Raw genomic sequence first — 12,822 nt, 5'->3', positions numbered from 1 at the left:
CGTGCTCACAGGTCAGCCCCCTGCCACGGCTCGTCGCGCGTCGACGCCAGGATCTCCGCGAGGTGCGCGGCCCGGACCCCGGTACGGCGCCGGTCCAGCGCGCCGGAGATGTTCAGCAGGCAGGACCAGTCCCCAGCGGCCACCACCTCGGCCCCCGTCGCGACCACCTCGTCGGCCTTGTCCGTCACCATCGCTGCCGACGTCTCGGAGTTCTTCAGCGAGAAGGTCCCCCCGAACCCGCAGCACTGCTCGGCTTCACCGAGCTCGCGCAGCTCGATCCCCTCCACGGCCTCGAGCAGCTGCCGGGGCCGGTCCCCCACGCGCAGCACCCGCAGCGAGTGGCAGGTCGGGTGGTAGGTCACGGTGTGCGGGAACCAGGCGCCCACATCGGTGACCCCGAGCACGTCGACCAGCAGCTCGGACAGCTCGTACGTGCGCGCGGACACCTGCTCGGCGGTGCGGGCGAGCCGGTCGTCACCGTTGCGGCGTGCCACGTCCGCCTGCTGGTGGCGGATCGAGCCCACGCAGGACCCGGACGGTGCCACGATCGCGTCCCACCGCCCGTCCAGGACCGGGGCGAACGTGCGGACGTGGTTGCGGATCACGCCCATCGCCTCCGGCCCGTAGCCGGTGTTGACGTGCATCTGGCCGCAGCACGCCTGGTCGGCGGGCATGTCGACGGTGTGGCCGAGCCGCTCGAGCAGCCGCACGGTCGCCGTGGCCGCGCGCGGGGCGACCGTGCCGACCAGGCACGTGGCGAAGACCGCGATCCGCATGCCGCTCTCCGGCTCAGACCCGACGCGAGTCGATCGTGCCCTCGCGGACCACCCGGGCGATGGCGTCCAGGCTCGCCGCGACCTCGTCGAGCACCGGCGTCCTGTTGAGGTGGCCGTGCAGCATCCCGGCGCAGAGCCGGCGCTCGACCGGCCACCCGGCGTCGGCCGCCTGCTCGACCAGGAGCTCGGCGCTGGTTCGCAGGTCGTCGTACTCGCACACCAGGACCAGGGCCGGCGGCAGGCCCGTGACCGCGGCCACAGGACCGTCGGGGTCGAGGTCTACGAACGCCCACCGCGGGTCGTCGTGCGACGCGACGTAGTCGTCATTGATTCCGGCGATCGCCTCGGGCGGGAACCGCACCAGGGGCGGCAGCCCGGTCATCAGGCGCTCCTGCTCGGGGTCCGTGCGCCAGCGGTGGTGGGCGACCGGGTAGGCCAGGACCAGGCAGGCGGGCTCGACACCACCGGCAGCATGCAGCTCGCGCGCAGCCGCCAGGCTCAGCGCACCACCCGCACTCGCTCCACCGAGCGACACCCGCCGCGGGTCCACCCCGAGCTCGGCGGCGTGCTCGACCGCCCAGCGGACCGCGGCGGCGACCTGCCGGTGCGGGACCGGGTAGGTCACGTGCGGGACGAGCGAGTAGTCCACGGACACGACGACGCCGCCGGTCCGCGCGACGAGCTCACGGGACACCAGGTCCGCCTCGTTCATCTCGAGGTCCCCGAACGCGAAGGCCCCGCCGTGCACCCAGACCAGGCACGGGTCGGTGCCCGCCCCGGCGCCGTAGACCCGCACGCGGAAGTGCGATGCGCCGGCCGTGAGCTGCACGTCGCGCGTGGGGACGTCGGGCCCTTCGTAGGGCTCGGTGTCGCGCTCCCACTGGCGGATCCGCGCCACGTCCTTCGGGTCCTGCGGATCCCAGGTCGTGAGGTCATCGAGCAGGGGCAGGCGGGCGGCGAGCGTGGGCTCGAGGGGCATCGGTCCTCCTTCGCGCCGGCCACGGGCCGTCCGCGGGTCGGCTGGGGCCCTCCCGCGCAGGGACGGCAGGGGCCCAGGATGTCAGAACGCGATCATGACCTTGAGCGCCTCACGGTCGTCCATCGCGCGGTACCCGTCCGGGACGTCCTCGATGCCGATCGTGCGGTCGAAGACCTTGCCCGGGGCGAGCTCGCCTGCCACGACCTGGGCCACGGCCTCCTCGAGGTAGGCGCGCACGGGCGCGGGACCGCCGGCCAGGCGCGCGTTCTTGGCGAACAGCGAGCCGAAGCCCACCGGCGCCTCCTCGTACTGCGGCACGCCGACGCGGGAGATGATCCCCCCGGGGCGCACCACGCCGTAGGCCTGCTGGTAGGCCGGCATGTGCCCGACGGCCTCGAGCACCGCGTGCGCGCCCAGCCCACCGGTGAGCTCGACGACCTTGGCCACGCCCTCGTCCCCGCGCTCGGCGACGACGTCGGTCGCACCCCACTCGCGGCCCAGGTCGGTCCGGGACTCGTGGCGACCCATGAGGATGATCTGCTCGGCGCCCCTCCGCTTGGCGGCGAGCACCGCGGACAGACCCACAGCACCGTCGCCGATGACCGTGACGATCTGGCCGGGCTGCACGTCGGCCATGTGCGCCGCGTGGTAGCCGGTGAGGTAGACGTCGGACAAGGCCAGCAGCGAGGCGAGCGTCGCGTCGTCGGCGTCACCGAGGTCGGGAACCTTCACGAGCGTCCCGTCGGCCTGCGGCACCCGGGCGAGCTCCGCCTGGAGCCCACCGATGCCGGGCCCGAAGAACCCGCCGTGCAGGCAGGCGGTGTGGAAACCCTCCCGGCAGTACGGGCAGGTGTTGTCCGAGAACGCGAACGGGACGACGACGAAGTCGCCCGCGGCGACGGTCGTCACGTCCGTGCCGACCTCCTCGACCACGCCGATGAGCTCGTGGCCCATCGGGGCGCCGGCCGGGAAGGGCGGCAGCGAGTGGTACGGGTGCAGGTCCGACCCGCAGATGCAGGCGCGCACCGAGCGCACGATCGCGTCGGTCGGCTCGACGATCACCGGGTCGGGCAGGGTCTCGACGCGGACGTCGCCCGCGCCGTACATCACTGTGGCACGCATCGGGGTGCTGTCTCCTTGGGGTTCTGGTCGACGGGTGGATCGGGACCTCACGTCAGGCAACCCCACCAGTAGAGCCCGGCGCGCACCGATCGGCCAGGGACACCTCTGCCGCCACCTCCCTGCGGTGGGTGGCGGGGGTCGGGCAGGCCGGCGCATCGGCGAGGAGCTCGAGCAGGTACGGGGCAGGCGACGCGGCCCGGTCCCACGCGGCAGTGACGGCGGACACCACCCACTCCGGCGCAGCCTGGTCCGGCAGGCTCACCCGCACCAGGCGCGCGGCCTGGGGCTTGGCCGCGACGTGATGAGGGACCACCGCGACGCCCAGCCCGCGGTCGACGAGCTCGAGCAGGGTGTGCACGTCGTTGACGCTCAGCGCGACGCGGCGGTGCACCCCGGCAGCGGTGCACGCCCCGTCGTTGAGGGGCCGCAGCGCCCAGGACGGGTGGACGTCGATGAACGACTCGCCGGCCAGGTCGTGCCACCCCAGCCGGGGGCGGCCCGCCAGCGGGTGCTCGGGCGGCAGCAGGACGACGAGGGGCTCACGGCCGAGCTCGGTCTGGACCAACCCGCCGAGGTGGTCGGTCGTGGCGACCAGCGCGACGTCCAGCTCGTCGTCGCGCACCATCGCCACCAACGAGTGCGACCCGGCCTGGGTGAACTCGACCCGCACGTGCGGGAAGCGCCGCCCGAAGCGCTCGAGCAGGGCCGCGACGTCGACGATCCCCAGGCACTGCTCGGCGCCGATCCGCAGCGTGCCGGCCAGCTCGCGGGACGCCCGCACCACCGCGTCCCGCGCGGCGGTCGCCTGCTCGAGCATGGCCAGGGCATGCGGCAGCAGGGCTTGGCCGGCGGCGGTGGGCTCCACCCGGCGGGTGGTCCGGGTGAACAGCGACGTGCCGAGCTCGTCCTCGAGGCTCCGGATCGCGGCGGACAGCCCGGACTGCGAGACTCCCGCCAGGGCCGCGGCCCGGGTGAACTGGCGCTCCTCGAACAGCGCGACGAGGTACTCCATCTGCCGCAGATCCATTGATCGGCCCCGCTTCTGAATTTCATCGCAGACAGTTGTTGGACTTGTAGATTAACGCTCCCTAGGGTCGAGATCGGCCCCGACCGGGGGAACACCGACGTGAGGACCACCATGCAGCAGCGCACCCTTGGCGACCGCACGGTCTCGGCGATCGGCCTCGGCGGCATGCCGATGTCGATCGAGGGACGGCCGGACGCCGCTCGCTCGATCGCCACTATCCACGCCGCGCTGGACGCGGGTGTCACCCTGATCGACACCGCGGACGCCTACCACCGCGACGCGGGCGAGGTCGGGCACAACGAGGAGCTCATCGCGCGCGCCCTGCGCGAGTACGGCGACACCTCCGAGGTGATCGTCGCGACCAAGGGCGGCCACCTGCGTCCGGGCGACGGCAGCTGGACGCAGAACGGCGACCCGACCTACCTCAAGGAGGCCGCGAAGGCCTCGGCGAAGCGCCTCGGCGTCGAGGCGATCGGGCTCTACCAGTTCCACCGGCCCGACCCGAAGGTGCCGTACGCCGACTCGATCGGCGCCCTGGTCGAGCTGCTCGACGAGGGAGTCATCGTCCGCGCTGGCATCTCCAACGCGAACGTCGATCAGATCGACCAGGCGCACGAGATCCTGTCCGGGCGGCTGGTCTCCGTGCAGAACCAGTTCTCCCCCCGGTTCCGCTCCAGCCTGGGCGAGCTCGAGCACTGCGCGCAGCGGGGCATCGCGTTCCTGCCGTGGAGCCCGCTCGGCGGCATCGCCCGGTCCGGCGACCTGGCGGCCAACCACGAGGCGTTCGCCCGGGTAGCGGCCGACCACGACGTCAGCGTGTACCAGGTGACGCTCGCGTGGGAGCTCGCACTCGCACCGGTCGTGATCCCGATCCCGGGTGCCTCCCGCCCGGAGAGCATCCGCGACTCCGCGGGTGCGGCCGACCTCGTGCTGACCGCCGACGAGATCGCCACCCTGTCCCAGGCCTGAACCCGACCACGAAGGAGCGCACCGTGCGCCGCGTACCGCTGTCCACCACGGGGACGACCGTCCCCAACGTCGTCCTCGGCCTCATGCGGATCCAGGAGATGTCCGACCAGGAGGTACGCACCCTGGTCGGCACCGCCCTGGACCACGGGATCGACTTCTTCGACCACGCCGACGTGTACGGCTCGTCCCTGCACGGCTGCGAGAGCCGGTTCGGTGAGGCGATGCAGCTCACCCCCTCGCAGCGCGAGAAGGTGACCCTGCAGTCCAAGGCGGGCATCGTGCGCGAGGGGCCGTACTTCGACTTCTCCGCGGACCATCTCACCGAGGCGGTCGACGGCACGCTGGCCGCCCTCGGCACGGACTACCTGGACATCCTGCTGCTGCACCGCCCGGACGCCCTGGTCGAGCCCGAGGAGGTCGCCGAGGCCTTCGACGCGCTGCACAGCGCCGGAAAGGTCCGGGCCTTCGGGGTGTCCAACCACACGCCGGGCCAGATCGAGCTGCTGCGCCGGTACGTGCGCCAACCGATCGTGGCGAACCAGGTCCAGCTGTCGATCACGCACGCCCCTCTGGTGGCGCAGGGCGTCGCCGCGAACATGGCCGACCTGGACCAGTCGGTCGCCCGGGACACCGGCACGCTCGACTACTGCCGGCTGCACGACATCACGCTGCAGGCGTGGTCGCCCATCCAGGCCGGGTTCTTCACCGGCACGTTCCTCGACTCGCCGCAGTTCCCCGAGCTGAACACCGTCCTCGACCGTCTCGCGGCGAAGTACGACGTCACCCGGCTGGCCGTCGCCATCGCCTGGATCACCCGCCACCCGGCGCAGATGCAGGTCGTGCTCGGCACCACGACGCCGCAGCGGGTCGCGGACGCGGCCGCCGGGTCCGACGTGCCGCTGACCAGGGCCGAGTGGTACGAGCTGTTCCGCACCGCCGGTTACGCCGTGCCGTAGCGACACCCGCACCCGCGTGAGGGGTGCACATCCAGGCGAGAGGTGTACCCCGGGGTGCGCCTCTCGCCTGCGGGTGCGCCTTTCGGCCGGCGGGGGCGCTGTCAGAGGAGGCTCGGAGCTCCTGCCCCAGTGTCGAGGGGTGCGGACTCCATCTGCGCGACTTGGGCCAGCCGGTCCCGGAGGTCTCGGTACACCCGCGCGGCGACGGCGGCCCGGTGGACCAGCACGGTCTCGGTGGCGACCGGGGGCGACCCCTCGGGGCCGACCAGGCTGCCAAGCCAGGCGCTGAGCCAGGCCCCATCCCCGCCCGCTCCGCCGAGCCAGGGCCCGTCCCAGCCAGCGCCGCCCAGCCAGGCCGCGTCCTGCCCGGCCCGGGCGAGCCACGAGCCGTCCCAGCCGGCACTGACGAGCCACGCCCCGTTCCGCCCGGGCCCGCCGAGCCACGTCTCGTCCGGCCACCCCTCGTCCAGCCTGGTCTCGTCCAGCCGGCCGGCGACGAGTCCCGCCCAGACCCGCGCGAGGTAGCCGGGCAGGTCCCGGGAGGCACCCGGGTCGCTCCCGTACCACGGCGTCCGCTCGTACGCGCCGGCCCAGGTCAACGAGACGTGCACGTGATCCGTGTGCGGGCTCGGCCCGTGGTAGTCCCGCCACGCCGCGTCCGCGCTGGTGTTGAGCCAGATGTGTCGGTTCCAGATGATGTACATCACGCCGAGCTGCCGGGCGTTGTACCCGACCTTCCCGTCCGGTCCGACGGCGGTCAGCCACTGCACGAACGCGTCCCCGGCCGCCTTCTGGGCCGGCACGTCGACGCTCACGGCCCAGTCGAACGCCCGACCCTCCTTGTGCTCGCTCCGGCCGCCCACCGTGCACGCCCTGCTGATCCCCGCCAGGTGTCCCTGGCCGAAGTAGCTGAGCGCGAGGTGCGCCAGGTAGGCCGTCCCGGGCTTCGGGGTCGGGTCACAGAACAGCTGGGGCTGGTAGGAGGGGAAGAAGCCCAGCGCGGCGGCCCCGACCGCGAGCGGCGAGGGCCCGTGCGGGATCGTGCTGAGCACCGCCGGCGCATTGGGGGCGACCCGTGTCGAAGCAGGTGCGGGCGTGGACGGCGGTACGCGCCGCGGAGAACCCGGATCGGGCACCGGAACCGCAGGATCGGGCACCGGAACCGCGGGATCGGGCACCGGATCGCTGGCGGGCGGCCCCGGGAGCTCCGTCGTCGGCTCGTCCACCGGCACCCCGGCATCCCCCGGCGAGTGCCCCGGCGCCCCGGGCTCGCCCGCCGGCTCGGCGCCAGGCTCCGGTGCACTCGGCTCGCCCGCCGGCTCGGCGCCAGGCTCCGGTGCACTCGGCTCGCCCGCCGGCTCGGCGCCAGGCTCCGGTGCAGTCGGCTCATCCGCCGGCTCGGCGCCAGCCCCGGGCTCGTCCGCCGGAGCCTGATCCGTCCCCGCCTCCTCAGACCCCGGGGAAGGCTCGGCCACCTCGCCCGTGGCGTCCGTTGTCGGCTCCGGCTCCGCGACCGGCTCACCCTCCGCGGTCGGCCCAGCCTCCGCGACCGGCTCAGCCCCGGCGGTCGGGTCAGCCTCCGCGGTCGGGTCAGCCTCCTCGGCACCGTCGGGGGACTCGACGCCCTCCTCAGCGGCCTCGGGCACATCGGCGGGTTCGGTGCCGTCGGAAGTTTCGGACCCGCCGGCATCCCCGAGCTCTTCGTCGACCGCGTCCGGCCCCGGAGTCTCGACCGTCTGCTCGTCGCCTGTCGGCGCAGCGCTGGGGCTCGCGTCGGGGCTGGGCGCTTCCTGCGCGGCGGCTGCCATCGGACTCGCCAGCACCATGGCAGTCGCCAGCGACACGCCAACCGCCCTGAGGGTTCGACGCATGTCCGCCCCGATGTCCACCGGAGGTGCCGGTCCTCGGCCCGGCCGATCTCCTGCGACGTTACGCCTCCGGGCCGTGCCCGGGAAGGCCCGGACCGCCGGTTCGAGGCGAGTGGGCGTGGCGGCCGGCGAGGACGTTGGTCCCGATCTTGAGCCGTGGGGGGCGTTTGCGTGCGCAGCCGACCCTGACCTGGTACACCAAGTGGTCGACCGTCGGCGCTGCAGCCGGCTCCGCCATGGAACGGCGCCCGACACGAGGGGGTGATCGTCGGCGGCTGGGAACGACGAGGACGAATCGCGCATGAGCTCCGCTCCAGGACAGACCGATCTCCAGGCAGCGCTCCCGGAGGCCGGTCGCGGGCCGGCGCGACAGCCCCGCCGCGGTCTGCGCGAGCTGTGCCTGCTGGTGGGCGTCTACGTCGCCTACACCGTCGTGCGCTCGTTCGCGGACTCCGACCTGTCCCCGGCGCAACACGCGGCGGGGAACCTGCTGGGGATCGAACGACGCCTCGGCCTGGACGTCGAGGCCGGTGCGATCCACCTCCTGCTGCACTCGGAGCTCGCCGCCGTCGCGGCGAGCGTGTGGTACTCCGCCGCGCACTACATCGTCACGCCCCTGGTGCTGGTGGCGATCTACCGGCACAGGCCCCACCTGTACGCCCCGGTCCGCCGGGGGCTGCTGGTCGCGACGTGCGCGGCGCTGGTCGGCTTCCTGCTGATGCCCACTGCTCCGCCACGGCTCGTCGGGCCACCGTTCGTCGACGTGCTCGCCACGACGTCGGACTACGGCTGGTGGGGCGGTCACGCCTCGGTCCCGCCCGCGATGGCGTCGCTGACCAACGACCTGGCGGCCTTCCCCTCGATGCACTGCGGCTGGGCGCTGTGGGTGGCGCTCGCCACCTGGGCCGCGACGAGCTCGACCGCGCTGCGGGTCGCAGCGTGGAGCTATGCCGTGATCACCGCCGTGGTGGTCGTGGTCACCGGGAACCACTGGGTCCTGGACGTCCTTGCCGGGTGGGCGCTCGTCGCGGTGGTGACGTGGGCGTCGTTGCGCCTGGCCGTTCCCCACCCCCGCGCCGACGAGTCGGAGCCGACCTCCTCCCCCGCCGAGACGGACCAGGTCCTGCCCGCCGGCTGACCGCGGGTCACGATCCCGTAACGCGGTCTTGCGCGCCACCGGGGTCGGCACCTATCGTCCTGGAAAACGTCGAAGCGCTTCGACATCGGTTCATCACGACGAGGTCTGGACATGGCAACCATCGCAGATGTCGCCCGCGAGGCAGGCGTCTCGATCTCGACCGTGTCGTACGCCCTGTCCGGCAAGCGCTCCATCACCGAGGACACCAGGGTGCGGGTGCTCGCCGCGGCCGCTCGCCTCGGCTACGCGCCCAAGGCGGCGGCCCGAGCGCTGGCCGCCCGGCGCTCGCAGATCATCGCCGTCACCACGCCCCTGCACCCGGACACCGACCACAGCGCGCACATGGCCTTCGCGATGGCAGTCACGACCGCCGCGCGCGACCACGACTACGACACTCTGCTGCTGGTCCAGGACGACGCGCTCGAGGGGATGCGCCGGTCCGCCGCCACGTCGCTGGCGGACGGGATCGTCGTGCTCGACGTGGCCGCGCACGACGAGCGCGCCGACCTGGCGCGCAGCCTGGGCTGCCCGGTGGTGTTCATCGGGCTGCCGGCCGACACCGGAGGCCTGACCTGCGTGGACCTGGACTTCCGCGCCGCAGCGCACGAAGCGGTCGACACCCTGCACGCCGCCGGGCACCGGACCGTCGGCCTGGTCTCGCAACCCGCGGACGTCATCGCCCGCGAGGCGAACTACCCGCTGCGCATCGAGCAGGCCTTCGCCGAGCGCGCCGACGAGCTCGGCCTCACCCATGCCCTGGTGCGGCCGGATCTCGATGCGCCGCACGCGGTCCTCGACGACCTGCTTCGCCTGCTCCCCGAGGTGACGGCGATCGTGCTGAGCACGCCCACCTCCGTCGCCGTGGCGCTGACGGAGAGCCTGTCCCGGCGCGGGCTGCGCGTGCCCGACGACCTCTCCGTGGTCACGGTCGGCATGACCGCCGACCCGAGCCGGCCACCGCTCCCGTTCGACTCCCTGCCGCTGGATCCGGCCCTGACCTGCCCCGTGGCCGTCGACACGCTCGTCGGCCTCATCGAGGGTGCCACAAGCCCGGGGGGCGTCACGCTCGTGCCGCCCACCCACGTCTCCCGCGGCTCGGTCGCTCCCGCGCCCGTGCCGCACCCCACCGAGGTCGTGTGATGCGTCATCGGCACATCGTCGCGCCCATTGTCGAAGCGCTTCGACGAAGCGTTTCGACAGGGCCGACGAGCACGACCACCACAGGCCCTCGGGCCGACTACGAGGAGGTAGGAACCATGAAGTACCGCAAGCACGGTCTCGCGGCGGTCCTCGCCGTCGGGGCACTGTCGATCGCCGCGTGCTCGGGCGGCGGCTCCGGCCAGAGCGGCAGCACCGCAGCCCCCACCGGCCACGACTTCTCCGGCCAGACGCTGTCCGTCCTCGTCTACGAGAACGACACGTCGGCGATGGGCAAGGCCTGGCGTGCCGCAGCCAAGACCTTCGAGCAGGAGACCGGCGCCAAGGTCGACTACCAGACCACCGCCTTCGAGGACCTCAGCAACACCGCGAGTCAGCTGTTCACGTCCTCCGACGCCCCGGACCTGTCCGAGTACAACAAGGGCAACGGCACCGCGGGCGCGCTGTCGACGCTGGGCGTGCTGCAGAACCTGGACAGCTACTACAGCCAGTACGGCTGGGGCGACAAGCTCGCGCCGTCGCTGCAGACCACGACCATGTACAGCGACAAGGGCATCATGGGCAGCGGGAGCCACTTCGGCGTCCCCAACTACGGCGAGTTCGTGTTCCTCTACTACAACAAGGACATGCTCGACCAGTACGGCCTGAAGCCGCCCACGACGATGGCCGAGCTCGAGTCCGAGATGCAGACGTTCGTCGACAAGGGCGTCACCCCGCTGAGCACCGCCGCCCAGGAGTACCCGGCCGGCCAGCTCTGGTACCAGCTGGTCCTCAACAACGCCGACCGTCAGTTCGTCAACGACTACCAGCTGTACGACAACCCGGTGGACTTCACCAAGGACCCGATCGCCTCGGGCACGCAGACGCTCGCGGACTGGGTGTCCAAGGGCTACGTCGACAAGGCGTCGACCGGCATGACCGCTGAGGACGCCGGCCTGGCGTTCATCAACGGCAAGTCGCCGTTCTTCTTCTCGGGCTCGTGGTGGTACGGCCGGTTCCTCACGGACATCAAGGACTTCACGTTCGGGATCACCGACTTCCCCGGCTCGACCCTGGTGCCGGGCAGCTCCGGGAACCTGTGGGTCATCCCCACCGTGACCGACTCCCAGCACTCCGCCATGGCGGCGTACTTCATCGACATCACGATGCGCCCGGAGATCCAGGCGATCCTCGGCAACGCCGGTGGCCTCCCCGTGGCGGCCAACCCCGGTGACATCACCGACCCCAAGGCGCAGGACCTCATCTCGCTGTTCAACAAGGTGCTGGACCGTGACGGTCTGGCGTTCTACCCCGACTGGCCGACGTCGACGTTCTACGACGACCTCAACGCCGGCCTGCAGGGGCTGATCAACGGCTCGCTCACCGTCAAGCAGACGGAGCAGCAGCTCCAGTCCGACTACGACACCGGCACCGCGCAGTACCGCTGACACGCGCCGGCGCCCGGACCCAGCGGGGTCCGGGCGCCGGACGGACGGAGACCCCCATGAGCGCCAGAACCCGCGCGCCCCGCACCAGGTCCCCCGAGGACCTGCCCCGGATGCCCGAACCGGGCAAGAGCTCCCTCGGCTACTGGCTGTACTTCATCCCGGGCATCCTGCTCACCCTCCTCGTCGTGGTGTACCCGATCGTCTACAACGTCGGGCTCAGCTTCGCGTCCTGGCGCGGCGGCTTCACGACCCCGACGTTCGTCGGGCTGGACAACTGGGTGGCGCTCGCGCACGACGCCGCCTTCTGGATGTCGTTCCGCAACATCATCTACATGATCGTCGCGATGGTGATCATCCCGACGCTCGTCGGCCTGGTGCTCGCGGCGGTGCTCTTCGACGTGATCGGGCGCCGGTTCTCGGGACGGCTGGCGAGCTTCCTGCGTGCGACGTTCTACCTGCCGCAGGTGATCCCGATCGCGGTGGCCGGCGTGCTGTTCGGGTGGGTGCTCTACCCGGACTCCAGCGGCGTGCTCAACCAGTTCCTCTCCACGCTCACGGGGCACGCCGTCGCGGTGAACTGGGTGGGCGGGACCGGGGCGACCGCGCTGTTCTCGGTCATGCTGCTGATGGTCTGGATCCAGATCGGCTACCCCGTGGTGATCTTCATGGCCGCCCTGCAGCGCGTGGATCCCGAGCTCTACGAGGCCGCGGAGCTGGACGGCGCCGGGTGGTTCCGGCGCTTCGGGGCGATCACCCGACCGATGATCAGGCCCGAGGTCTTCGTCGTCACCCTCACCACGACGATCGCGGCCCTGAAGGTGTTCGCGCCGGTGTTCATCATGACCCAGGGCGGCCCGAACAAGGCGACCTACGTGCCGTCCTACTACGCCTACATCGAGTTCTTCGGCAACGCGACGAACAAGGGCTACGCGGCGACCATCGCCACCTCGGTCACCATCGTCGTGTCGGTCGTGGCCCTGCTGTTCCTGCGCGCTCAGCGCCGTGCCGAGCAGAGGGAGGCCTGAGATGGCGACCACCACCCTGACGCCGACCACGACCCAGGCCGCCCCCGTCCAGCAGCGTCGTCGCAGGCGCTCCACCGGTGAGTGGGTGCTCGTGATCCTCGCGGTCGTGCTGGCCGTGATCATCGCCTTCCCGCTGCTCATGCTCCTGCTGAACGCGTTCAAGTCACCCGCGGACTACTCGACCTCCGGTCCTCTGGACTTCCCCCGGTCGTTCTACACCGATGGCATCGTGAACTTCTGGGTCGAGAAGGACTTCCCCCGCGCGCTGTGGAACTCGTTCTTCATCTCCGCGATGGTGGCGATCCTCGGCGTGGTCGTCTCCGTGCTGAACGCCTTCGCGATCGGCATCGGCCGCGTCAAGGGCCGCACGTGGCTGA

General features: G+C 72.0%; 12 protein-coding genes. 7 read left to right on the top strand and 5 right to left on the bottom strand.

All coding sequences use genetic code 11. The features are described from left to right. Positions 1-5 precede the first annotated feature (5 nt). The 4 genes from Q6348_RS14530 to Q6348_RS14515 all read right to left on the bottom strand — a co-directional run bounded on the left by Q6348_RS14530 (position 6) and on the right by Q6348_RS14515 (position 3,904). Entirely contained in the window at positions 6-776 is a 771-nt protein-coding gene (locus Q6348_RS14530) for a (Fe-S)-binding protein (protein ID WP_304602113.1), read from the bottom strand. Positions 777-789: 13 nt separating this feature from the next. Further along, the gene (locus Q6348_RS14525; RefSeq protein ID WP_304602112.1) at positions 790-1,755 is read right to left on the bottom strand and encodes an alpha/beta hydrolase; all 966 of its coding nucleotides are present in this window, start codon (positions 1,753-1,755) and stop codon (positions 790-792) included. Between the two features lie 81 nt (positions 1,756-1,836). Then, positions 1,837-2,877, bottom strand: a complete 1,041-nt coding sequence (locus Q6348_RS14520) for an alcohol dehydrogenase catalytic domain-containing protein (RefSeq protein ID WP_304602111.1) — start codon at positions 2,875-2,877, stop codon at positions 1,837-1,839. A 52-nt stretch (positions 2,878-2,929) separates the two neighbouring features. After that, on the bottom strand, positions 2,930-3,904 hold the full coding sequence (locus Q6348_RS14515) for a LysR family transcriptional regulator (protein WP_304602110.1): 975 nt from the start codon (positions 3,902-3,904) through the stop codon (positions 2,930-2,932). A 111-nt stretch (positions 3,905-4,015) separates the two neighbouring features. Here Q6348_RS14515 and Q6348_RS14510 point away from each other — a divergent pair, with 111 nt between their 5' ends. Both Q6348_RS14510 and Q6348_RS14505 read left to right on the top strand, forming a co-directional pair. Next, a complete protein-coding gene (locus tag Q6348_RS14510; protein WP_304602330.1) occupies positions 4,016-4,873 on the top strand; it encodes an aldo/keto reductase in 858 nt (285 codons plus the stop codon). Positions 4,874-4,896: 23 nt separating this feature from the next. Then, positions 4,897-5,829, top strand: coding sequence for an aldo/keto reductase (locus Q6348_RS14505; RefSeq protein ID WP_304602109.1), 933 nt, complete (start codon positions 4,897-4,899; stop codon positions 5,827-5,829). A gap of 101 nt (positions 5,830-5,930) precedes the next feature. Here Q6348_RS14505 and Q6348_RS14500 read toward each other — a convergent pair whose 3' ends face one another. Continuing rightward, complete coding sequence (locus tag Q6348_RS14500; RefSeq protein WP_304602108.1) at positions 5,931-6,881, bottom strand: VldE C-terminal domain-containing protein; 951 nt, start codon at positions 6,879-6,881, stop codon at positions 5,931-5,933. Positions 6,882-7,998: 1,117 nt separating this feature from the next. Here Q6348_RS14500 and Q6348_RS14495 point away from each other — a divergent pair. The 5 genes from Q6348_RS14495 to Q6348_RS14475 all read left to right on the top strand — a co-directional run. Beyond that, positions 7,999-8,835 carry a phosphatase PAP2 family protein gene (locus Q6348_RS14495; RefSeq protein ID WP_304602107.1) on the top strand — a complete coding sequence of 279 codons (837 nt, stop codon included), beginning with the start codon at positions 7,999-8,001 and terminating at the stop codon, positions 8,833-8,835. Positions 8,836-8,946: 111 nt separating this feature from the next. Beyond that, entirely contained in the window at positions 8,947-9,975 is a 1,029-nt protein-coding gene (locus Q6348_RS14490) for a LacI family DNA-binding transcriptional regulator (protein WP_304602106.1), read from the top strand. Positions 9,976-10,091: 116 nt separating this feature from the next. Further along, entirely contained in the window at positions 10,092-11,420 is a 1,329-nt protein-coding gene (locus Q6348_RS14485; protein ID WP_304602105.1) for an ABC transporter substrate-binding protein, read from the top strand. Between the two features lie 56 nt (positions 11,421-11,476). Further along, the gene (locus tag Q6348_RS14480) at positions 11,477-12,445 is read left to right on the top strand and encodes a carbohydrate ABC transporter permease (RefSeq protein WP_304602104.1); all 969 of its coding nucleotides are present in this window, start codon (positions 11,477-11,479) and stop codon (positions 12,443-12,445) included. 1 nt (position 12,446) lies between these two features. Further along, positions 12,447-12,822: ABC transporter permease family protein (locus Q6348_RS14475; protein WP_491535521.1), on the top strand; the 376-nt coding region annotated here is incomplete at its 3' end.

It is taken from the genome of Actinotalea lenta (assembly GCF_030586465.1).
Classification (GTDB): Bacteria; Actinomycetota; Actinomycetes; order Actinomycetales; family Cellulomonadaceae; genus Actinotalea; species Actinotalea lenta.
The sequence above is the reverse complement of the archived record's forward strand: the minus strand, read 5'-3'. Positions and strand labels throughout refer to the sequence as shown.